Here is a 21115-nt window from a genome sequence, read left to right on the forward strand (position 1 = left end):
TCTCAAGTCGTTCATCGGAGCGACAAACCAGCGATAATCCCCTTAAGCTCGACGAGACATTCTGTCCTCGATGGTCATGCGATGCCGGCAGCACTCAAAGAGAACATTGTTCCCGTCCCTGGGCAGATCGAGACCCGGCTCTGGCTGCAATTGCTGTCGTTGCATGGCGAACTGTTTGCCTCGCTCAATTCGATGCTGAACGCCGAGTTCGGCCTGTCGCTGGCGAAGTTCGACGTGCTGGCCCAGCTGGATCGCTACCGCGATGGCCTTGCGCTCGGGCAGCTCTCCCAGAATTTGAAGGTCACCGGCGGCAATGTCTCCGGCCTGGTGCAGCGCCTGCTCGCGGACGATCTCATCAGCCGGGAAATGTCCAGCGAGGACCGGCGCTCCTTCATCGTGCGCCTGACGCCGAAGGGCGAAGCGCTGTTCAGGAAGGCGGCCGACGTGCACAAGAAGCTTCTCGCCAAACGGTTCGAGAACATGTCGGCCCGGGAGCTCGACAACGCGCTGTCGGTGCTGAAATCGCTTTCTTCGAAACTTGATACCGAGAGCAAGAAGCAAAGTCGCAAGAGATAATGGCCAGAGAATCCAAGAGCCGATGGAAGTCGGGCCCGCCGCGGACGCGGGACCAGCTGCAAACCTACATCCCCTATTTGTTCAACCGGCTCGCCAATCGCTGGAACCTCGACCAGAACCGCGACCTCAGCGAGCACGGCATCAACAACGTCGTGTTCCGGACGCTGTCGGTGCTGTTCATCTACAAGACCCTGACGGTCAACGAGGTCGCCGTGCTTGCGGTGACCGAGCAGTCGACCGCGAGCCGCATGGTCGAGTCCATGGTGTCGTCGGGCCTCGTCAAGCGCGAGATCGCCGAAGAGGACCAGCGCCGTCGCGTCGTCGGGCTGACGCCCGAAGGCGAGGCGCTGCTGCGCAAGATCTGGCCGATCATGGCGAACAATTACGACAGGCTGATCGAGGGCATCGACCCTGACGACATCGAGGTCTGCGCGCGCGTGCTGGCCAAGATGGTCGAGAATATCAAGCAGAACCAGATTTGATTTGTGCGTAGCTAGCAGGTGACGGCGGCGTTGACGAAGAGCGCCGTGCGGGCGCGGCGACCACCGGCCGCGCCCACTGGGCAATGTTCAGTTCTGCATTAGCTGCTTCGCGTTATCCGGCGTAATCGCGGTGGTCGGCACGGTTACCACGGTCGGCACCTTCTCGGCGCAATCGAGCAGGATTGACTTTGCCATGTCGATCGCCTCCGGGCCTCCGGTCGGATAGGTGAAGGTGGCGGCCCACTCGCCTTCCGCAACCGCGCGGATGCCGCCAGCAGGTCCGGGCAAGCCGTCGGTGCCGAGGATCTTCACCTGATCGAGCTTGCCGGCGCCCTTGGCCGCGAGGCGCGCACCGGCGGCCATCATGTCGTTGCTCGCATAGACCGCCTTGATGTTCGGATGGGCCTGGAGCATCGCGGCGAACGCGGTCTGCGCCTTGTCCGGCAACCAGTCGGCGGCCTGCTCGGCGACGACCTGAACCTTCGGATTGTCCTTCACGCCGGACTTGAAGCCGTTGAGCCGTTCGACGGCGGGCGTCGAGCTCGGCAGGCCCTGGAGCACAGCCACTTCGCCGCCCTGCGGAAGGAGCTTGTCGGCGACGTATTTGCCCGCCTCCTCGGCGATCTTGAAATTATCGCCGCCGATGAAGGCCGTATAATCCTTGCCGGGCTCGCCGACCGTCTTGCGGTCGAGTTCGATGACGGGAATGCCGGCCTTCATGGCCCGCGCGACGACCGGCGTCAGCGGCGCGGCCTCGAACGGCGAGATCAGGATCAGGTCGACCTTCTGGGTGATGAAATTGTCCATCTGCGAGGTCTGCGTGTTCACGTTGCCGGCGCCGTCGGCGATCTGCAGCTTGAATTGCGGCACTTTCTTTGCCGCAGCGGTGAGCTGATCGTTGACATGCTGGCGATAGGGCTCGGCATTGTTGGCCTGCGAGAAGCCGATGACAAACTCCCCGGTCTTGCCGCACTCCTTGACCAGCGGTGCGGCCTGCGCTGCACCGGCGACGAGCGCCGCGGTGCCGGCGCCCAGCATCAGATTGGACCATAACCTCGACTTGGTAGATGCGCGTCGCATGATTCACTCCCCTGTTTTGCCTTGAACATTCCGCCACTACGGGCGGTCGCTTGCCGGCGGCCGCTGGCCACCGCCGGATCTTTACGTCCCAGCCTTTGCGTCGCCATTGGGGTCAACGACCCAATCCCTCGCGGCGACGAACGAGAGATTGAAGAACCGCGGCCACGACGATGATCGCGCCGGTCGCGAGCAGCTGCAGCGCCGCATTGATGTTGTTGAGCTGAAGGATGTTGGCCAATGCACCGAGCATGATCGCACCTGCGATCGTGCCGATCATCGAGCCGGCGCCGCCGAACAGGCTGGTGCCGCCGATCACCACCGCCGCGATCGCGGTCAATTCGTAACCTGTACCATCATTGGCGCTGCCGAAATTGAACTGGCCGGCGTGGACGATGCCGGCGATGGCCGACACCAGACCCGTAATCGCATAGACCGAGATCTTGACCAGCGTGACTGGCACGCCGGAAAGCCGCGCCGCCCGCTCATTGCCGCCGACCGCGAAGACATAGCGGCCAAAGCGCGTGAAGTTCAGCACGAAAATGGCCACGATCGCGACGACGAGAAAGACCAGGGTTGCGACCGGAACCGTGTTGTCGAACAGACGATCGCCCAGCACCGAGAAGATCGGCGGCGCAAGACCCGGACCATTGCCGTAGGAGATATTGATGTACTGGTTGTTGGAGATCACCAGCGCCAGGCCGCGTGCGACCTGCAGGCCCGCCAGCGTCACGATGAAGGCCTCGAGGCGGAAGCGGGTCGAGATCGCGCCCTGCGCGCAACCGAACAGGGCGCCGCAGATCATGACGAACAGCAGGGTCGGAACAAGTCCCCAGCCCCAGGTCGTCATGATCGTGGCGGTGAGCACACTGCACAGGCTGAGCAGCGCGCCGACCGACAGATCGATGCCTGCGGTGATGATGACGAAGGTCATGCCGACGGCGATGATGCCGGTCTCGGAAATCGCCCGCACGATGTTCGCGATGTTATCAGGCGCCAGGAACAGGATGGAGCCGTGCCGCCGCGGCGAGAAGATGACGCCGCCGATCGCAACGAGGATGAGGCCGATGACGCTCTGAAAGCGGACCGCGATCGCGAAGAAATCAAGACGGCGCCTCGGCGTGGACCGTGCGGGTGCGGATTTCAAGAGTGTTGCGGCGTCATTCATCGCTATCGTCCTGACTGGATTCGGCCACCGCGAGGATGTCGTCCTCCGCGGCGCCGGCGGGAAATTCGGCAACCGTACGCCCACCCCTCAGCACGACGATACGATCGCACAGGCCGATCAGTTCGGGCATTTCGCTTGAGGCGACAAGAATGCCGACGCCCTGGGCCGCGAGCTCACGAATGCGGGCATAGATTTCGCCCTTTGCGCCGACATCCACGCCGCGCGTCGGCTCGTCGAGCAGAAGCAGGCGCGGCTCGCCAAGCACCTCCTTGGCAAGCGCGACTTTCTGCTGGTTGCCTCCGGAGAGGGCGCCGACCGCAAGCTCAGGCCGCGGCGGCCGCACGTCGAACGCCTTGATCGCCTGACGGGCGAGTCTCGCCTGGCGTACCTGCGACATCAGAAAGAACGGCGACACGCGCCGCAGCACCGAGGCGACGAGATTGCGTTCGACGCTGTCGCGCAACATCAAGCCGGCGCCGCGCCGATCATCGCTGACAAAGGCGACGCCGGCGCGGCGCGCCTCCGGTATGGAGGTCAGCCTGGCCGGCCTCTCCCCGACCTCGACGCGGCCCGACCAGGCGCCGGGACCGCCCGCGCCATAGAGTGCAGAGAGCAGCTCGGTCCGTCCCGCTCCCATGATGCCGGCCAAGCCGACGACCTCGCCGGCGCGCACCTCGAGCGAGACCTCGCGCGGCGCACGCCAACCGGCCTTGGGCCGGCGCGGGCGATAGGCGGCCCGCTCCAGATGCAGCACACGGCGACCGAATGCGCCGCTGCGGCGCGGATAGAGCTCTGCGAGCGGCCGTCCGACGAGCAACGCCACGAGATCGGATTGCGGAGCGGTCGGCGGCGCCGTCCCTGCGATCCTGCCATCGCGCAAGATCGTCACGCGGTCGGCGACGCGCGGCACCTCTTCGAGCCGATGCGAGATATAGACGATGCCGACCCCGCGCCGTGCGATCTCGCGCATCACATGAAACAACCGCTGCACCTCCGCAGCGGTCAACGCGGCCGTCGGCTCGTCCATCACGAGAATTCGCGACGCGTAGGTCAGGGCCTTGGCGATCGCGACGATCTGCCGCCTGCCGACCGACAATTCACCGACCGGCTGATCGACATCCACATCGAAGCCGATCTCATCAAGCCGCGCCCGCGCCGCGCGACGCATCGCGCCGCCGTCGAGCACGCCGGCCCGCGTTAGCTCTCGGCCGAGGAACAGGTTGGCGGTTACGTCGAGGCTCGGGACGAGATCGAGCTCCTGGAAGATCGTCGCAACCCCCGCGGCCTGCGCGGCGCGTGGATCGGTGAAGCGGACTTCGGCCCCGTCGACGCGGATCTCGCCCTGATCCGGCGCGATCACGCCGGAGAGAACATTCATCAGGGTCGACTTGCCCGCGCCGTTCTCGCCAAGCAGCGCGTGGATTTCCCCGCTTTCGAGATCGAAATCGACGCCGCGCAGCGCCTGCGCGCCGCCAAAGCTCTTGACGATGCCGCGCATGGCGAGCAACGGGGTGTGTGAGCCCGTGTTCATTTGGGCCTCCCGCAAGATTCGCGCTCGATGATAACAGCGTCGAGTTGAATGGAACGCCGCGCCCCTTGCGGCGCGGCGATGCGCTCCATGAGCAGGAAGGCAGCGCGCCGGCCGATCTCGGCGCAGGGCTGCGCGACCAGCGTCAGGCGCGGCTCAAAGCAATCGGCCCATTCGAAATCGTCGAAGCCGACGATCGAGATATCCTTCGGCACCCGCAATCCGCGCCTATGGATGGCCTTCATGATGCCGATCGTCGCGAGATTGTTGCCACCGACCAAGGCGGTCGGCGGTTGATCGAGATCAAGGAGCCGCTCCGCCGCCTGCATCGCGCTGTTCGTCGTCGCACTGCCGGTCACCAGAAGGCGCTCGTCGATCGCGCCGCCGGCGCCGGCCAGGCCCTCGCGATAGCCGGCAATGCGCGCGAGCGTGGTCGCGAAGCCGGGATTGCCGCCGACATAGCCGATGCGGCGGTGACCGTGCGCGGCGACCCGCGCGACGAGATTGCGCATCGCCTCGCGGTTGTTGATGCCGACCTGATCGAAGGTCGGGTCGGGCATGCGATCGACAAGCACACAGGGCAGCCCGACGTCGCGCAGATAGGCGAGCGCGCGGCGATCGGGATCGGGACTCGGCGCGAGGATGATGCCGTCGACGCGCCGTTGATGCAGCGCCATGACGACCTCCAGCTCACGGTCCGGGTCGTCCTCGGTGTCGGACAGAAACACCATCATGCCGAGGCGCGCACACTCGGTTTCGATCGCGCAGATGATGTCGCTGAAATAGGGATTGGAGATCGAAGAGATGGCGATGCCGACCGAGCGGGTCGACGCGGCCTTCAGGCTGCGCGCCATGATGTTGGGGCGGTAGCTCAAGGAGGCGATCGCCGCTTCCACGGCGCGTGCCGTGTCCGGCGCAACCCGCCGCGTACCGTTCACGACATGTGAAACGGTCGAGACCGAAACGCCCGCTTTGCGGGCTACATCGGCGATGGTCGCCACGCCCCCTCCCGTGCCTGGGCTTTGTTGAACAACCCAAGTTCTGGTGGATTATGGCAGACGAAAACGTTTGCGCAATCGTTTTTATGTCATCGCGGCAACGATCGAGCCTGGACGGCCTTTTACGGCCCGAGCCCAACGAGGCTGGTGCCGCCGCAGACATAGAGCACCTGGCCGGTGACGAAATCCGAACGCTCGTCGAGGAAGAACGATATGGCGTGCGCGACATCCTCGCGCGAGCCGAGCCGCCCGACCGGGACGTTGCGCGCCATCCGCTCCTGCTGCTCGGAGTCCTTCGGGATGATGCCCCAGAAATTGTCGGTGAGGATCGGCCCCGGCGCCACCACATTCACGGTGATGCCACTCGCAGCGAGCTCGAGCGCCCAGGTCCGGGCCATGCCGTGCACGCCGGCCTTGGTGGCCGAATAGGCCGAGCGGGTCGCGGCGCCCATCGCCGCGCGCGACGAAACGAACACGATGCGGCCGAAGCGGCGCGCCAGCATCCCCTCCAGCGCCGCCTGGGTCAGCAGCATCGGCGCGCCCAGATGCAGCTGCGCCAGCATCAAAATGTCTTCCGGCCTCGCATCGGGCAGCAGGTTCGGCAGGATCACGCCGGCATTGTGCACAAGGCGATCGATGGCGTGATCGCGGCAAATCTCTTGCGCGATCGCGCGCGTCTCCTCGAGATTGGAGAGATCGGCGCGGTAGGCCGCGAGCAGCTCATGCGTCCATGTCGGCTGCTCCAGCCCGACCGAGACCACGCGCTCGCCGCGCGCGACCAGCTTCTTCGCCAGCGCCTCGCCGATTCCGGAATTGCCACCGGTGATGAGTGTGGTGCGCTGCTCGCCCATGATCAGATCTGCCGCTTCTTGAGGTCGCGAAGATCGAAGAACGCGCCCTCACGCATGAGCTTCGTGACAAAATCCTTCAGGCCGCCGCGCTGGATTTTCTCGGTTGCCGTCAGCGGCAGGCTATCGACGAAAGCGATCCAGCCCGGCGCCTTGTAATAGGCCATCTGCTCCAGGCTCCAGCGCACGATCTGTTCGGCGAGCGCACGGTCGGCGCCGCTGTGTTCCGCGATGATCACCGCCGCGACCTCGTCGCCGCGCACCTGATCGGGCGCCGCCGCAACGGCGGCCTGCCGGATCGCGGGATGGCGGTTGAGCACGGATTCGACCTCGACCGCGGCGATGTTCTCGCCGGAGCGGCGGATCACGTTCTTCTTGCGATCGACGAAGTGCAGGTCACCGTCCGCATCGCGCGACACGATATCTCCGGTGTGCAGCCAGCCGCCGGCCCATGCCTCAGCAGTGGCTTCCGGATTCTTCAGATATTCGCGGAAGAAGCCGTAACGTGGATCGGCGCCGGCCCGCCGCACCAGGAGCTCGCCGGGGACGTCGTTGGGAGCATCGTTGCCGGCATCATCTACGATCCGAACCTCCACCTCGGCGGCCGGACGACCAAAGCAGCTGGTGCCAATCTTGCGCGGCTCGACATTGGCGGCGATGACGCCGCCGCTGCCGGTCTCGGTCATCGCCCAGGCCTCCAGCAGCGGAAAGCCGAAGCGTTGCTCGAACGGTGCATGCAGCAGCTTGTCGACGCCGGCGCCAAAGCCGAAGCGCACGCTATGCGCCCGGTCCTGGTCCGATGGCGGTGCGCTCATCAGCATCGAGGGCATGACGCCGAGATAATGCAGGCAGGTGGCGCGGCTGTCGCGCACCGCGGCCCACCAGGAACGCGGATGAAAGCGATCGAGCAAGGTCAGGCAGCCGCCGACCGAGAGCATCGCCATCAGCGACACCGCCATCGCATTCATGTGGAACAATGGCAGCGGCGTGATCATGCGCTCGCCATCGTCCCTGATGTCGATCAGCCCGCCGACGTCGCGATACCAGTTGCCGGAGTGCAGAAAATAGGTGTTGGCGAGCACGCAGCCCTTGGGCTGCCCCGTCGTGCCTGATGTATAGAGCAGCGCGCATTCGCTCGAGCCGTCGCCCGCGCTGGCTGGCCGCGCGCCGCCGAAGGGCGCGGGAACGTCGTCCTGATCGGTCACGACAGGAATCGGCCGGCCGGCCTGGCGTGCCGCCGCCCCGACCTCTTCGCGTCGCTCGGAGAGGACGAAGGCCGCGTTCACCTCGGAATGCGCGATGATGTATTCGAGCTCACTGAGGCGCAGGTCCGGATTGATCGGCACCACGGAGACACCGAGCGCATTGAGCGCGAACCACAGCTCGATGAAGACGGGCCGGTTCTGCAGCAGCAGCCCGACCCGGTGACCTTCGCCGTAGCCGCGCTCTGCAAAGGCCGCGCGCCGGCGTTCGACCCGCTCAAGCATGGCGCGGTAGGAGATCTCGCCCGCGGCGATGCCGTAGATCTCGGCGGTCTCCGGCAGCACGTTGAGGAAGCCCGCCTCACCCCGGCGCAGCGCGGTCTCGCGAAAGCGGTCATAGACTGTGGTCGCAGGGGTCAAAGCAGTCTCACATGAAAAGCTGGATATTGCCGAACGGCGCATCGAAATTGACGAGATCGATCCGCTTGAGCTTGATCTTCAGGGCATCGCCGACCTCTACGAGATCGTGCGAGGCCCATCCCGAATAACGCTCCAGCGTATCACCGCGGGTCTCGGTGTAGATGTAGGACGTCCGCGTCTTGAACACGCCGGCTTCAGGATCGCACGCCACGATGCTGGGCGCCTGGAGCAGATGATGACAGCGGCTCTTCGGCTTCTGGCTGAAGGTGCGCTCGCCGGCCAGCCGCTCGACGCGAACCTTCAGCAGCAGCAGGTCCTCGTACATCAATGACGGCTGCAGCACCGGATCCTGCTGCTGCCATTCCAGCGGCATCCAGTAGCGCCCCTCGGGATGAAACAGTTCGAGCCAGGCCTGCCACTGCATGGTGTCGAGCAGCTCGGCCTCGCGGTAGATGAAGTCGGTGATGTCTTGCTCGCTGATCATTCCGCGGCCTCGATGCGCTTGTCCATGTCCTTGTCCATGTCCATGGTCATGAATTTCGCCCAGGCATGGAACTGGTTTCGCATCTGCCGCTCCGACGTGCCGTTGATGACGGCCGTGACATCAGGCTCCTCATGATCGTCGTAGAGCCGCCGCAGATTGACCCATTGATTGCCGTTCGACTTCAGCCCTTCCTGCGCCCGCTCGTACATTTCGAGATCGTCGTGGCCGACGATCGAAGTGGGCGCGTTGATGAAGCGGTTGTACATCAGGGCCCGCTCGTAGAGCTTGTCGGGCGCGCCGACCAGGCGATAGACCCAGCTCTCGACCAGCGTCTTGTCGACCGCTATGGGGATGAAGTTGCGCAGGATCTGCACCGCGCCCTTGACCATGATGTTCGGGAAATAGACGGTGTTGTGTCTGACCTCGCCGAGGATCTCGTGCGCCCGCTGCTCGCCATAGGCCGCAACCATCTGGTCGAGATAGCCGGGGACATCCTGATAGTTCGAATGGATGGAGTTGGCGACGCCGGTGTGACCGTGGCCGTTCGGCCAGATCCTGATGCCGCTCTGCTCGTAGAACTCGTACGGGCTCATGAAGGGCCCGTAGAGCTGCACCGCCATCGGCGTCTCCGTGGCATCCCCCTGCTCGCGCTTCCAGACCTTGACCGCGGTGCCGGCCGAGCTCTCATGTGCCACCATGGGATGGCAGGTGTCGGTCTGGTTCTCGACCAGCATCTTCCAGTTGCAGCTGTGCATGTAGCGGATCGGCGTCGCCTGGACTGCGAGCTTTCCCTCCGGCGAGCGGTCGACCATGTTGTCGATGGTCGAGAGGCTCTCGCCGAAATAATCCTCGAATGACACGCCATTATCGCTGAGGCGGGCGAAGATGAAATCGCGGTAGATGACGACGTTTTTGACCTTCGACAGCCCCTCATTGGCCTGGGTGTCGCCGAAGCCGGTGCCCTCGTAGCCCTTCTTCAAGGGAATCGCGAGCAGCGAGCCATCGGTCTTGAAGGACCAGGCATGATAGGGACAGCGAAAGAATTTTCCGGTGTTGCCGCAGGGCTCAGAGGCGATCTTCACGCCTTTGTGGGGACAGCGATTGTAGAAGACGTGGATGGAGCCGTCGCTGTGGCGGCTGGCCATGACCGGCTGCCGGCCGATGGTGGCAGTGATGAAATCGCCGGATTTGGCCAGCTGGCTGGCATGGCCGACATAGATCCAGCTGTTCGGAAACAGGTGCTCCATCTCGAGCTCGAAGATCTCACGGTCGACATAGACGTCGCGGTGCACCTCGGCCTCGCGCACCAGCGCGGCAATCGCTTGGGCATTCCTTCCGTATTTCGTCATGGCTCCCCTCACAAATCCAGCACCAGACGTTCGGACTTGGCGCGCGACACACAGATCTGCATGACCTTGTTGGACGCCCTCTCCTCGTCGCTGAGAATGACGTCGCGGTGATCGGGCACGCCATCGATCACGCCGCATTGGCAGATGCCGCAATCGCCGCGCTGGCAGTCGTAGAGAACCTCTAACCCGGCCGCCTCCAGCGCCTGGATGATGCTCTGCCCCACCGCGACGCCGACGACCTGCCCGGTCGATTTGATCTCGACCTCGAACGGGCGGTCCGGCGAGGACAGCTGCTCGGCTTTGAACAGCTCGTAATGGATGCGGTCGGCTGATACGCCGGCGGCGAGCGCGCCGGCCTTGACCGCCTCGATCATGCCTGAGGGACCGCAGACATAGATGTGCGCGTTTGCACCTGAAGCGCCGAGCGCTGCTGCAATGTCGAGGCGGGTCTCATCGCTGTCGTAGTGAACGGACAGATTCCTGGCGCAGATCTCCTGCAATTGCGGCAGGAACGCCAGCAGTCCTTGCTTGCGGCCGGCATAATGCAGGCGATACGGACTTCCTCGCGCCGCCAGCTCCGCCGCCATCGACAGTACGGGCGTGATGCCGATGCCGCCGGCAAACAGCAGCGCCGGCGCGCTGCCCTCGTGCAGGCGAAAATTGTTGACCGGCGCGCTCGCCTTCACGACATCGCCGACCTTCAGCGCATGCATGAATTGCGAGCCGCCGCTCGAGGCCTCTTCGCGCAGGACACCGAGCGCCAGCGCATCCCCGGGCAGGCCCGGCAACGCCATCAGCGAATACGGCCGGTCCCCTCCATCGGGGAGCGCCACGCGGAGATGCGCGCCGGCCTGCCAGCGCGGCACGGCCCCGTCCTCCACGCCAAACACAAGGCTCCGTATGAACGGCGTCTCCGCGGCATACGACCTGACCTTGAGCTTGAGCGGATGCGCGTCCATTCAGGCGGCCCGTGAATTATATGAATTTGCATATTTTTAGACATGTAATAATTGCCTGTCAATCGTCCGCGCGGGCCAGGCCCGGCGGGGCGCACATCGCGCCTCTAACTATTTGGGAAGATGGAGCTCTTGGTGTGTTGCGGGCGTGCCGACCTGAATCGCCCCGGGCGATGCGAAGCATCGTCCCGAGCGCTCCGCCGACATCATCAGGCCGTTACGGCAGATTGTCGCGCAGGAAGATGTCGATGCGGATGCGCTCCTGATCGGGGCTGATCGGCTCTTCCATGCAATGCGCCAGCAGCACCCGTGCGGCGGAGCGCGCCTCGTGGCCGGGATCCTGGTTGATGATCGCATCGAGCGTGCCGCGCACCAGGAAGCGCCGCGTATGCTGGGTCAGCTCATGGGTGATCCAGACCACGTCGCGCGCGCGGCCGGAGGCCTCGAGTGCCTCGGCAATGCCGCGATTGCCGGCGCCGCAGCAATAGATGCCGCGCAGGTCCGCATGGCGTTTGAGCAGCGCGGTGGTCAGCTCCCGCGTGCGCTCGCTGTCGTCGCGGCCCTCGATGACAGGCAATGTCGCCAGATTCGGATACTCGCTGGACAAGATCTGGTGGAAGCCGAACTGTCGCTCGCTGTGATCGCGCAGGGACAACGATCCCGCGATGACCGCAACCTTGCCCTCGCGAGCGGCGAGAAAGCGCCCCATCAGCGTTGCCGCGGTCCGTCCCGCGGCCGGATTGTCGATACCGACATAGTGCAGACGGCGCGAGCTCGGCGCGTCCGACACAAGGGTCACCACGACGACCCCGCGCGCGGTGAGCCCGTCGATCGCGTCGCGGACCTTGGGATGGTCGAGCGCAACCACGGCGACCCCCTGATAGACCGGCGACAAATCTTCCAGCGCGCCGGCCAGAACTTCCGGATCGAACACGTCGACGTGGCGGATGTCGATGAAGCCGCGCTGGCCGGCGAGCCAGCCGGCGGTGCGCTGGACCTGCTCGGACAAATTGGTCATGAAGCTGTTGCTGCCGGTCGGCAGCACGAAGGCGAAACGAAACGACTGCCCGCGGGCGAGGCGCGCAGCGGCGACGTCGGCACGATAGCCGAGTTTTGCCACCGCGGCCTCGACACGCGCGACAGTCTTGGCGCGCACGCCCTCGCGCCGGTTGACGACGCGATCGACGGTGGCGAGCGACACCCCCGCCGCGCGCGCGACATCTTCGAGCGTGGCGCGAGCCATGGGCTGGGTCGCGCTCTCAGTCATTCGCGCGCCGCCCACAGCATGCCGCGGGTCATCAATGTCCGGATCTCCGGTACGTCGAGCTCATAGGCGCGATGACCGAGCGAGGAATAGAACACCCTGCCCGCGCCATATTGCTTCTTCCACACCACCGGCATCACCACGCCGTCGATCCAGGGCGCGTGCTCGCCGGTAAAGGTCGTCGTCGCCAGCACCTCGATAGCGGGATCGACATGCATGTAATACTGCTCGGAACGATGCTCAAAACTCTTCAGGCCCTTCATGATGGGATCGTCGGGCTTGGTCACGTCGACCTTGTAGTCGATGATGTTGCCGGGATGCGCGACCCATTGCCCGCCGCACATGAACTGGTAGTCCACAGAATCGCGGAAGGCATCGCACATACCGCCATGATGACCGGCGAGCCCGACGCCGCTGCGCACGGCCGCGCAGAGATTGAGCGCGTCCGCCTTCTCGATCTTCGACATGGTGTAGATCGGGATGATCAGCGAGAGATCGTGGATCTTGGGATCGCCGAACGCCTCGGTCGTGGTCTCGATCCGGACTTCGAAGCCTTCCGCCTTCAGCCAGCCGCGGATCATCGAGGCACAGAGATCGGGATCGTGTCCCGGCCAGCCGCCCCATACAATCAATGCCTTGCGCATGCTCATGTCCTCAGTCGATCTGTCCGGTTTCAATTCCGGCCGGCAGCATCGCCGGCCGCTCGACGCGGTTTTCGATCTTGACGCGCCGCCCTTCGTCCGCCGAAGTCTGGAACGCCTCCATCACCTCCAGCACATGGAAGGCGAGCGCGCCGCTGGCGCGGTGCGGCCGGTTGTTCAGGATCGCGGACGCCATGTCGGCGACGCCGATCGAGCGGAACTCGCCTTCGACATGACCATGCGTCAGCGGCATCGTCTCGAATTCGCCGCCGGTCTTGGCGACCTGCACTTCGCCGCCGAAGCGGTTCGGGTCCGGCACCAGCATGCTGCCCTTGTCGCCATAGATCTCGATCGGCGCGTGGCGGTGCTTAGGCACATCGAAGCTCATCGTGATCGAGACGACGGCCCCGCTTTCGAATTCGAGTGTGCCCGCGACGTGGGTCGCCACCTCGACCGGGATCAGGGTCCCATTCATCGGCTGGCTGGTGACAACGCGTTCGGATCTCGGCCGCGCGGTCGAGCCCATCACACTGGCAACGGGCCCCAGCAGTTGCACGAGATCGGTGATGTAATACGGGCCCATGTCCAGCATCGGCCCGCCGCCCCGCAAATAGTAAAATCCCGGAGCCGGATGCCAGCGCTCATGGCCGGGGCAGCCGAAGAAGGCGCTTCCCGCCACAGGCGTGCCGATCGCGCCGTCATCGATCAGCTTGCGCGCGGTCTGGTGCCCGCCGCCGAGGAACGTGTCGGGTGCGCAGCCGACACGAAGGTTCTTCTGCGCGGCGAGATCCATCACCTTGCGGGCTTCCGCAACGTTGATGCCGAGCGGCTTCTCGGAATGGACGTGCTTGCCCGCGTTCAGCACCGCGAGGCTGACATCGGTGTGGGCGAGCGGCACGGTGAGATTGACGACGATCTCGACGTCGTCGCGCTTGAGCAGCTGGTCGACCCGCATCGCCGGCAAGTTGAAGGCGGCGCCCTGGCGCTCGGCGACATCGCTGCGCATGTCGGCGAGTGCCCTCACCTCCATGACTGGAAAGCGCTGCGCTGCCTTGAGGTAAGCAGTGCTGATGACACCGCAGCCGATGATTCCGACGCCGACTTTTCTCATTGTTGTCTCCGTGAAGTCTTGCTTATCCCTTGACCGCGCCCGCCGTGAGGCCGGCAACGATGTGCTTTTGCGCCAGCAGGAACAGAATGATCGTCGGCAGGATGGTGAGCGTGATGAAGGCGAGGATCAGGTGCCACTCGGACGAATATTCGCCCTGGTAGACCATGATGCCGAGCGGCCAGGGATAGAGCGCATCGGTGTTGAGCATCACCAGCGGCAGCAGATAGGCGTTCCAGCTGTTGACGAAGGTGATGGTGCCGACGGTGGCCAGGATCGGCCGCGACAACGGCAGCGTCACATAACGAAAGAACTTGACGTAGCTGCAGCCGTCGACCAGCGCGGCCTCCAGCAGCTCATAGGGAATGTCCTTGAAGAAGCGGCGCAGCAGCAGCACGCTCATGGCGAGGCTGAAGGCCACTTGCGGCAGCGCCACGCCGAAATAGGTATCGAGCAGGCCGAGATCGCGCACCTTGATGAACAGCGGCAGCACCGCGGTCGCCGCCGGAAACAACAGGCCGAGCGTCAAATAGCTCAGCAGCATCGACGAGCCGAAGAACCTGACATGGGCGAAGGTGAAAGCCGCCATCGAGGCGACGATCAGGGTCAATGTCACGGTGAGGGTCGAGATGATCAGCGAATTGCGCAGGAGCTGCCAGTAGCGGGCAGAGAACAGGATATCCGCATAGTTCTGCCACTCCCAATGCTGTGGCAGGCCGAACGGATTGACGCGCAATTCGCCGAGCGATTTGAAGCCGCCAAGCAGAGTCGCAAGCAGCGGCACCAGCACGAAGATGGCAACGATGCCGAGAAATGCCGCCTTGAACAGCATTGCTGGGTCGAACGGCGCGCGGGCAGTCTCGGCACTATTCATCGCGCATGAACCATCGCTTGTAGGTGAAGGCAAAGGTCACGCAGATCGCGAACAGGATGACGCCGATGGCGCTGCCATAGCCGACCCGCATGCGCGAGATGCCGTTGTTGTAGAGGAAACTCACCATGGTGTTGGAGGAATCCGCAGGCCCCCCACGTGTCAGCGGCATGACGAGGTCGAACAGTTGCAGCGAGCCGACGATGGCGAAGAACACCGAGAGGCGTATGGTCGGGTAGAGCAAGGGGATCACGACATGGCGCAGCGCCTGCGATCGCGTTGCGCCGTCGATCCGCGCCGCCTCGACCAGACTCTTGTCGAGGCTCTGCAGCGCCGCAATGAACAGCATCATATGAAAACCGAAATACTTCCACACGATGACGATCAGCACCGCCAGCATCGCCGTATCGGTCGAGGCCAGGAGGTACGGCGGCTCGGCGCCGAAGCTGCGCCAGATCGATGCGACGAGACCGTAGTCACCGTCATAGACGAAACTGAAGATCAAGCCGGTCGCGATCTCCGCCAGGATGTAGGGCATGAAGAACAGCATGCGCAGCGCCACCGCCCCGCGAAACTTCTCGGCCAGCATCAGGGCCAGTGTCAGGGCGAGCGGCAGCTGGATCGCGAGCGAGACCGCGATGATGAGCCCGTTGTTGCGCAGCGCGAGCCAGAACGCGCGGGTTTCCAGCACGAAACGATAATTGTCGAAGCCGATCCAGTTGGTCGGCCTGCCGAAACCATTCCAGTTGAAGCCCGAGTACCACGCCGCCTCGCCGATCGGCAGCACCACGAACAGCGTGAACAGCAGCAGCGCCGGCGGCAGAAACAGGATCAGGACGGTGAAGCGGCCGTCCCAGCCCGGGCCACGTACCGCAACCTGAGGGGCCGCCTCACCGGCAACGCTGATCGGCGAGGTGATCGCGATCCGTCGCGCCACAGTCAGTTACCTTGCTTGTACGCCGCTTCGATTGCCTTCGCAGCGTCCTGCGGGCTCATGCTGCCACCAGCGATCTCCGCCGTGACGTCGTTGACGACGCGCCCGACCGAGGGGCCGAGGCTCTGGTCATAGAAGTTCTGGTGATACTGCGACCTCGCCAGATTGGCCGCGATCTGCTTCATGAAGTCGCTCTTGAGGCCCGCCTCGCCGCCCTTGACGACGGGAACGATGAAGTTGCCGGCGGCAAGTCGCGCCTGCACGTCCTTGGAGATAAAGAACTTGAGGAAGTCGGTGGCTTCCTTGGGCGCGCCCTTGGTGATCAGCCAGCCGGTGATGCCGCCGAGCGTGTCTGACGGCTCACCCTTGCCGCCGGGTACGACCGGAAAATCGAACCAGCCAAGCTTGTCGTCGCTGAGACCGACCTTGTCGGCGGCAAGCGCGCGCTGGGTGTGATAGAAGGAGGAGATGGCCAGGATCATCGCGGCCTTCCCGTCACCGAAATAGCCGACGGCCTGCGGGTTCTTGAAGCCGAGGAAGCCGTTCTGGAACGGCTGCAGATCGACCAGCTGCTTGAACAGCTCGCCGGATTTCTGGAAGGTCTCGCCGGCGAAGCCGCCTTTCTCGCCCTTCAGCGCTGCATCGAAGGCCGGCTTGCCGCCGATGCGCACAGCGAGATGCGTCCAGTAGAAATGCAGCGGCCATTTGTCGGCACCGCCAACCACGATCGGCGTAACACCCGCGGCCTTCAGCGTTTTCACCGCGCCGAGCAGATCGTCCCATGTCTTGATCTTGCTTGGATCGACATTGCCCTTGGCCATCAAATCCTTGTTGTAGAGGAAGCCGACCTGCGAGAGCGAAATCGGAAGTCCGAAGACGCGGCCGTTCTGGGTGAAGGCGGCGAGCGCCGCCGGTGCGATCGTGTCGCTGTAGCCGTCGCTCTTCACGGAATCGGTGATGTCTTCCAGCACGCCCGCATCGACCTGCGTCTTCAAGACGCCGCCGGCCCAGCTATAGATGATGTGCGGCCGGTCCTTCGATTGCAGGATGGTCGGCAGCTTGGCCTTGTAGGCCTCGTTCTCGAGGAACTGCATCTCGACCTTCACACCGGGGTGCGAGGCCTCATAGCTGCGTGCGACCTCCTCCCAGATCTTCACCTGGGCGGGATTGACCTCGATGTGGAGCCATTTCACGGTGGTGTCGGCTGCCGCGACATTTGCGCCAAGCAGGCATGCGGCAACGGCGAGTCCCAGCTTCCCGAGCAATCTCATCACAACCTCCCAGGCTTTTATTCTTTGAACGCAATCCTGCCTTCAGTTTTTGAGGTACGCAACTAAAATTCTGACATATGGACCTCACAAGAGGAACGGCTAAGTTCCTGGGAAAGAATCAGGGCGGGCTTCGCCGCCCATAACAAGCTGAAAGGTTCCCCATGGCTGCCATCTATTCCGACCTCGCCGGCAAGGTTGTGCTCATCACCGGAGGTGCAGCGGGAATTGGTGCCGCGATCGTGCGGCGCTTCGCGGAGCAGAAATCCAGGGTCGTGTTCTTCGACATCAAGGTCGACGAAGGTCAGCGCCTGGCCCGCGAGCTGTCGGATCAAGGGCTGGCCGCGCATTTCCAGCGCGTCGACCTGACCGACATCCCGGCCCTGCGCGACGGCGTCGAAGAGGCCCGCAAGGCACACGGGCCGGTCAACATCCTGATCAACAACGCCGCGCATGACGAGCGGCACAAGACCGAGGAGATGACGCCGGAATATTGGGATGACCGCATCGCGGTGAACCTGAAGCACCAGTTCTTTGCGTCACAGGCCGTGTTGCCGGACATGAAGGCGGCCAAGTCGGGCGCCATCATCAATTTCGGCTCGGTGTCGTGGATCGCCGGACAGGGCGGCATGGCCGCCTACACCGCCAGCAAATCAGGCGTGATCGGGCTCACGCGCTCGCTGGCGCGTGACTACGGTCCCTTCAACATCCGCGTCAACGCGATTGCACCGGGATGGATCATGACGGAGCGCCAGCTCGAGAAATGGATGACGCCCGCAGGCGAAGCCGAGCTGCAGCAGCGCCAGTGCCTGAAGCGCCGGCTCGTGCCTGATGAAGTCGCGAAATTCACCCTCTTCCTCGCCTCAGACGAAGCCTCTGCCTGCACCGCCCAGCACTACATCGTCGACGGCGGCTGGGTCTGAGGCGCTTGCCGCTGAAGGCGAGCACCTCTCTCTCGGACTTCGTTGCGAGCGCGGCGAAGCAATCCAGAATCCCTCCGCGGAACGACTTTGGATTGCTTCGCTGCGCTCGCAATGACGGAGCATGAGGCAGCATCGCGGCCTCTTATTGCGCAGCTTTCGCAGGACGGGGTGCGCTTTCAGAACGTCAGAGATCTGCAATCAGGCCAGCCCAGCCGCCTTCAGGCTCTGCTTCAGATGGGCAATACCCTTCTTGGCATAGGTCAGCGGGTGTGCCTTCTGCGGGTCCTGCTCAGCCTCGACGACGATCCAGCCGGAATAGCCCGGCAGTTCGCGGAAGACGGCGGGGTAATCGACCATGCCGTCGCCGGGCACGGTGTAGACACCGAGCGCGCTGCCCTGCCCTAGCACCGCGTCGAGGAAGCTCCAGTCCTCGCGGCGCGCCTGCTCCATCACCGCCCGGCGCACATCCTTGGCGTGGACGTGGCTGATGCGGGCGCGATATTTTCGCGCCAGCGCGGCCGGATCGACACCGCCCCAGGTGGCGTGGCCGGTGTCGAGCAGGAGATGCGCGGCCTCGCCGGTCGCCGTCATGAAGGCGTCGATGTCATCAGCGCTTTCGACGATGGTGCCGATGTGATGATGGTAGACCAGCCTGACGCCTTCGGCGAGCGTGCGCTCGGCGACTTCGGTGATGCGGCGGCCGAACTGCGCCCAGTCGCCTGCCTTCATGACCGGCCGCTGCGACAGCGGCTTGCTGCGATCGCCGTGGATCGCATTCGAGGTCTCGGCGAAAACGAGGACTGAAGATCCTATCGCCTTGAGGAGATCGAGATGCGGGCGCAGATGCTGCATCTCCGCGTCGGCATCGCGCTTCAAGAGCTCCGCCGAATACCAGCCGGAGATGCAGGCCATGCCGAAGGGCGCGAGCGCGGCCTTCAGGGCCTGCGGCTCACGGGGAAATTTGTGGCCGAGCTCCATGCCCTCGAAGCCGGCTTCGCGCGCCTCGGCGAGGCAGGTCTCGAGCGGTGTGTCGCCGCCGATCTCCTGGAGATCGTCGTTCGACCAGCCGATGGGGTTGGCGCCGATACGGATAGGCATGTCGTCCTCACTCGATCAGATATTGCGACGCGCAAGCGCCTCGATGTAGCCGCGCCTTGCGGCTTCGACCTCGGTGCGCTCGGAGACCTCCGGCACCGCCACCTCCCACCAATGGCCGCCGGCGTCGGTCGAGCGCAGCGGGTCGGTGTCGATCACGACGACACTGGTCCGGTCGTGACCTCGCGCCTGCTCAAGCGCCGCTTCCAGCTCCGCGATACCAGCGACCTTGCGCGCGATCGCTCCCATCGATGCGGCGTGGGCCGCGAAGTCGATCTCGGGCAGCGTCTCGTGGCGGGCGTCGCGCAAGAGGTTGTTGAAAGGGGCGCCCCCGGTCGCGTTCTGGAGCCGGTTGATGCAGCCGAAGCCTCTGTTATCGAGCACGACGATGATGAGTTTTGCCCCTAACATCACCGACGTGGCGATCTCGGAATTCATCATCAGATAGGAGCCATCGCCGACCATCACGACGACTTCGCGCGAGGGATCGGCGAGCTTGACGCCGAGCCCGCCGGCGATTTCGTAGCCCATGCAGGAATAGCCGTATTCCATGTGGTAGCCGCCGGGCGCGCCCGGCTGCCACAGCTTGTGCAGCTCGCCGGGCAAGCCGCCGGCCGCGCACAGCACGACATCGCTTGGCCGGCTGCGGCGCTGGACGGCGCCGATGACCTGGGCATCGCTCGGCAAGGCTTCGTTGCCTGACGCGGTGTAGCGCGCGGCCGTTTCCAGCCAGGCCGTGCGGCCACTCCTGGCCTGCCCGGTCCAGACGGCAGGTGCCGTCCAGCCCTGAAGGGCGGTGCCGAGCTCGGCCAAGCCGACCTTGGCATCGGCGACGAGCGGCTGCGCGCGATGCTTGCCGGCATCGAAGCTCTGCGTATTGAGGCCGATGATCCGGCAGGCGGGATCGGCGAACAGCGAGCGCGAGCCGGTGGTGAAATCCTGCAAGCGGGTGCCGATCGCCAGCACGAGATCGGCCTGCCGCGCCGCATCATTGGCGGCGCGGGTGCCGGTGACGCCGATCGCGCCGAGATTAAGAGGATGGTCGTGCGGCAGCGCGCTCTTGCCGGCCTGCGTTTCTGCCGCCGGAATGCCGTGCGCGGTGCAGAAGGCCGCAAGATCGGCTTCCGCCTCGCTGTAGAGAACGCCGCCGCCGGCGACGACGAGCGGGCGCTTGGCGGCCTTGAGCAGCGCTGCGGCCTGCGCCATCTGCGTCACGTCGGCGCGCGGGCGGCGCGGCTGCCAGACGCGCTCGGCGAAGAACCAGTCGGGATAGTCGAAGGCTTCCGTTTGCACGTCCTGGCAGAGCGCAAGCGTCACGGGTCCACATTCGGCCGCGTCGGTCAGAACCTGCATCGCCCGCTCGAAAGCGGGCACGATCTGCTCGGGCCTGGTGATGCGATCGAAATAGCGCGAGACGGGCCTGAAGCAATCATTGGCGGAGACAGTGCCGTCGCCGAAATCCTCGATCTGCTGCAGCACGGGATCGGGACGGCGTCCGGCGAAGACATCGCCCGGCAGCAGCAACACCGGCAGGCGATTGACGTGAGCGACGGCTGCCGCCGTCACCATATTGGTCGCGCCGGGGCCGATCGAGCTCGTCACCGCCATCATGCGCCGGCGGCGCGAGGTTTTCGCGAAGGCAATCGCGGCATGCGCCATCGCCTGCTCATTATGCGCGCGCAACGTCGGCAGGCGGTCGCGCGCGGCATACAGCGCCTCGCCGAGGCCTGCGACATTGCCATGCCCGAAGATCGCCCAGACGCCGGCGAACAGCGGCTGATCCTTCCCGTCGATGACAGTCCGTTGCGCGGCCATCGCGGCGACAAGCGCCTGGGCCATCGTGAGCCTGATCGTCGCCATCACTCGCTCCCACTCAACCCCGTCGCGCGGACCGGCCCGTCAAGATATTCCGCCATCGCGCCG

20 protein-coding genes are annotated in these 21115 nt (G+C 64.6%); 3 read left to right on the forward strand and 17 right to left on the reverse strand.

From position 1 onward, the window contains the following. The first annotated feature begins 81 nt into the window (after positions 1-81). The gene (locus ACNJX9_RS26090) at positions 82-576 is read left to right on the forward strand and encodes a MarR family winged helix-turn-helix transcriptional regulator (RefSeq protein ID WP_057758711.1); all 495 of its coding nucleotides are present in this window, start codon (positions 82-84) and stop codon (positions 574-576) included. Beyond that, complete coding sequence (locus ACNJX9_RS26095; protein ID WP_439404903.1) at positions 576-1058, forward strand: MarR family winged helix-turn-helix transcriptional regulator; 483 nt, start codon at positions 576-578, stop codon at positions 1056-1058. Before ACNJX9_RS26090 ends, ACNJX9_RS26095 begins: the two co-directional genes overlap by 1 nt. 87 nt (positions 1059-1145) lie before the next feature. On the opposite strand, the gene ACNJX9_RS26100 is transcribed toward ACNJX9_RS26095, so the two are convergent. The 15 genes from ACNJX9_RS26100 to ACNJX9_RS26170 form a co-directional block, all read right to left on the reverse strand. Beyond that, entirely contained in the window at positions 1146-2096 is a 951-nt protein-coding gene (locus tag ACNJX9_RS26100) for a substrate-binding domain-containing protein (protein WP_439410132.1), read from the reverse strand. Between the two features lie 154 nt (positions 2097-2250). Next, positions 2251-3303, reverse strand: a complete 1053-nt coding sequence (locus ACNJX9_RS26105; protein WP_057758715.1) for an ABC transporter permease — start codon at positions 3301-3303, stop codon at positions 2251-2253. Continuing rightward, positions 3296-4834 carry a sugar ABC transporter ATP-binding protein gene (locus ACNJX9_RS26110; protein ID WP_439404904.1) on the reverse strand — a complete coding sequence of 513 codons (1539 nt, stop codon included), beginning with the start codon at positions 4832-4834 and terminating at the stop codon, positions 3296-3298. The genes ACNJX9_RS26105 and ACNJX9_RS26110 overlap by 8 nt, the downstream gene beginning before the upstream one ends. After that, on the reverse strand, positions 4831-5832 hold the full coding sequence (locus ACNJX9_RS26115) for a LacI family DNA-binding transcriptional regulator (RefSeq protein WP_057758720.1): 1002 nt from the start codon (positions 5830-5832) through the stop codon (positions 4831-4833). Before ACNJX9_RS26115 ends, ACNJX9_RS26110 begins: the two co-directional genes overlap by 4 nt. 119 nt (positions 5833-5951) lie before the next feature. Beyond that, the gene (locus tag ACNJX9_RS26120; protein ID WP_057758722.1) at positions 5952-6680 is read right to left on the reverse strand and encodes an SDR family NAD(P)-dependent oxidoreductase; all 729 of its coding nucleotides are present in this window, start codon (positions 6678-6680) and stop codon (positions 5952-5954) included. A gap of 2 nt (positions 6681-6682) precedes the next feature. Beyond that, positions 6683-8341 (reverse strand): ATP-dependent acyl-CoA ligase, encoded by a 1659-nt coding sequence (locus ACNJX9_RS26125; RefSeq protein ID WP_439404906.1) that lies wholly within the window; start codon positions 8339-8341, stop codon positions 6683-6685. After that, a complete protein-coding gene (locus tag ACNJX9_RS26130) occupies positions 8307-8783 on the reverse strand; it encodes an aromatic-ring-hydroxylating dioxygenase subunit beta (protein ID WP_439404907.1) in 477 nt (158 codons plus the stop codon). The genes ACNJX9_RS26125 and ACNJX9_RS26130 overlap by 35 nt, the downstream gene beginning before the upstream one ends. Next, positions 8780-10132 carry a Rieske 2Fe-2S domain-containing protein gene (locus ACNJX9_RS26135; protein WP_439404908.1) on the reverse strand — a complete coding sequence of 451 codons (1353 nt, stop codon included), beginning with the start codon at positions 10130-10132 and terminating at the stop codon, positions 8780-8782. The genes ACNJX9_RS26130 and ACNJX9_RS26135 overlap by 4 nt, the downstream gene beginning before the upstream one ends. An 8-nt stretch (positions 10133-10140) precedes the next feature. Further along, a complete protein-coding gene (locus tag ACNJX9_RS26140; protein ID WP_439404909.1) occupies positions 10141-11091 on the reverse strand; it encodes a PDR/VanB family oxidoreductase in 951 nt (316 codons plus the stop codon). Positions 11092-11305: 214 nt separating this feature from the next. After that, positions 11306-12355, reverse strand: coding sequence for a LacI family DNA-binding transcriptional regulator (locus tag ACNJX9_RS26145; RefSeq protein WP_439404911.1), 1050 nt, complete (start codon positions 12353-12355; stop codon positions 11306-11308). Further along, the gene (locus ACNJX9_RS26150) at positions 12352-12996 is read right to left on the reverse strand and encodes a ThuA domain-containing protein (protein WP_057759104.1); all 645 of its coding nucleotides are present in this window, start codon (positions 12994-12996) and stop codon (positions 12352-12354) included. Before ACNJX9_RS26150 ends, ACNJX9_RS26145 begins: the two co-directional genes overlap by 4 nt. Positions 12997-13006: 10 nt before the next feature. Beyond that, positions 13007-14104, reverse strand: coding sequence for a Gfo/Idh/MocA family protein (locus ACNJX9_RS26155; RefSeq protein WP_439404912.1), 1098 nt, complete (start codon positions 14102-14104; stop codon positions 13007-13009). A gap of 22 nt (positions 14105-14126) precedes the next feature. Then, positions 14127-14975 carry a carbohydrate ABC transporter permease gene (locus ACNJX9_RS26160; protein WP_271620468.1) on the reverse strand — a complete coding sequence of 283 codons (849 nt, stop codon included), beginning with the start codon at positions 14973-14975 and terminating at the stop codon, positions 14127-14129. Then, entirely contained in the window at positions 14968-15909 is a 942-nt protein-coding gene (locus tag ACNJX9_RS26165) for a carbohydrate ABC transporter permease (RefSeq protein WP_057758736.1), read from the reverse strand. The genes ACNJX9_RS26160 and ACNJX9_RS26165 overlap by 8 nt, the downstream gene beginning before the upstream one ends. A gap of 2 nt (positions 15910-15911) precedes the next feature. After that, the gene (locus tag ACNJX9_RS26170; RefSeq protein ID WP_439404913.1) at positions 15912-17177 is read right to left on the reverse strand and encodes an extracellular solute-binding protein; all 1266 of its coding nucleotides are present in this window, start codon (positions 17175-17177) and stop codon (positions 15912-15914) included. 161 nt (positions 17178-17338) lie between these two features. Here ACNJX9_RS26170 and ACNJX9_RS26175 point away from each other — a divergent pair, with 161 nt between their 5' ends. After that, the gene (locus ACNJX9_RS26175; RefSeq protein ID WP_057758741.1) at positions 17339-18097 is read left to right on the forward strand and encodes an SDR family NAD(P)-dependent oxidoreductase; all 759 of its coding nucleotides are present in this window, start codon (positions 17339-17341) and stop codon (positions 18095-18097) included. 198 nt (positions 18098-18295) lie between these two features. Here ACNJX9_RS26175 and iolE read toward each other — a convergent pair whose 3' ends face one another. Then, a complete protein-coding gene (gene iolE / locus ACNJX9_RS26180) occupies positions 18296-19195 on the reverse strand; it encodes a myo-inosose-2 dehydratase (RefSeq protein ID WP_439404915.1) in 900 nt (299 codons plus the stop codon). A 15-nt stretch (positions 19196-19210) separates the two neighbouring features. After that, the gene (gene iolD / locus ACNJX9_RS26185) at positions 19211-21052 is read right to left on the reverse strand and encodes a 3D-(3,5/4)-trihydroxycyclohexane-1,2-dione acylhydrolase (decyclizing) (protein ID WP_439404917.1); all 1842 of its coding nucleotides are present in this window, start codon (positions 21050-21052) and stop codon (positions 19211-19213) included. Positions 21053-21115 lie beyond the last annotated feature (63 nt).

The sequence above is a fragment of the Bradyrhizobium sp. BLXBL-03 genome (assembly GCF_051853015.1).
GTDB lineage: Bacteria > Pseudomonadota > Alphaproteobacteria > Rhizobiales > Xanthobacteraceae > Bradyrhizobium > Bradyrhizobium manausense.

Excerpts from the sequence above, each read along its gene's own strand:
- ACNJX9_RS26095 (WP_439404903.1), top strand. The coding sequence starts at position 576 with ATGGCCAGAGAATCCAAGAGCCGATGGAAGTCGGGCCCGCCGCGGACG.
- ACNJX9_RS26125 (WP_439404906.1), bottom strand. The coding sequence starts at position 8,341 with ATGCGCCGTTCGGCAATATCCAGCTTTTCATGTGAGACTGCTTTGACC.
- ACNJX9_RS26140 (WP_439404909.1), bottom strand. The coding sequence starts at position 11,091 with ATGGACGCGCATCCGCTCAAGCTCAAGGTCAGGTCGTATGCCGCGGAG.
- ACNJX9_RS26120 (WP_057758722.1), bottom strand. The coding sequence starts at position 6,680 with ATGGGCGAGCAGCGCACCACACTCATCACCGGTGGCAATTCCGGAATC.
- ACNJX9_RS26170 (WP_439404913.1), bottom strand. The coding sequence starts at position 17,177 with ATGAGATTGCTCGGGAAGCTGGGACTCGCCGTTGCCGCATGCCTGCTT.
- ACNJX9_RS26160 (WP_271620468.1), bottom strand. The coding sequence starts at position 14,975 with ATGAATAGTGCCGAGACTGCCCGCGCGCCGTTCGACCCAGCAATGCTG.
- ACNJX9_RS26175 (WP_057758741.1), top strand. The coding sequence starts at position 17,339 with ATGGCTGCCATCTATTCCGACCTCGCCGGCAAGGTTGTGCTCATCACC.
- ACNJX9_RS26145 (WP_439404911.1), bottom strand. The coding sequence starts at position 12,355 with ATGACTGAGAGCGCGACCCAGCCCATGGCTCGCGCCACGCTCGAAGAT.
- ACNJX9_RS26105 (WP_057758715.1), bottom strand. The coding sequence starts at position 3,303 with ATGAATGACGCCGCAACACTCTTGAAATCCGCACCCGCACGGTCCACG.
- ACNJX9_RS26155 (WP_439404912.1), bottom strand. The coding sequence starts at position 14,104 with ATGAGAAAAGTCGGCGTCGGAATCATCGGCTGCGGTGTCATCAGCACT.
- ACNJX9_RS26130 (WP_439404907.1), bottom strand. The coding sequence starts at position 8,783 with ATGATCAGCGAGCAAGACATCACCGACTTCATCTACCGCGAGGCCGAG.
- ACNJX9_RS26110 (WP_439404904.1), bottom strand. The coding sequence starts at position 4,834 with ATGAACACGGGCTCACACACCCCGTTGCTCGCCATGCGCGGCATCGTC.
- iolD (WP_439404917.1), bottom strand. The coding sequence starts at position 21,052 with ATGGCGACGATCAGGCTCACGATGGCCCAGGCGCTTGTCGCCGCGATG.
- ACNJX9_RS26135 (WP_439404908.1), bottom strand. The coding sequence starts at position 10,132 with ATGACGAAATACGGAAGGAATGCCCAAGCGATTGCCGCGCTGGTGCGC.
- ACNJX9_RS26100 (WP_439410132.1), bottom strand. The coding sequence starts at position 2,096 with ATGCTGGGCGCCGGCACCGCGGCGCTCGTCGCCGGTGCAGCGCAGGCC.
- iolE (WP_439404915.1), bottom strand. The coding sequence starts at position 19,195 with ATGCCTATCCGTATCGGCGCCAACCCCATCGGCTGGTCGAACGACGAT.
- ACNJX9_RS26090 (WP_057758711.1), top strand. The coding sequence starts at position 82 with ATGCCGGCAGCACTCAAAGAGAACATTGTTCCCGTCCCTGGGCAGATC.
- ACNJX9_RS26150 (WP_057759104.1), bottom strand. The coding sequence starts at position 12,996 with ATGCGCAAGGCATTGATTGTATGGGGCGGCTGGCCGGGACACGATCCC.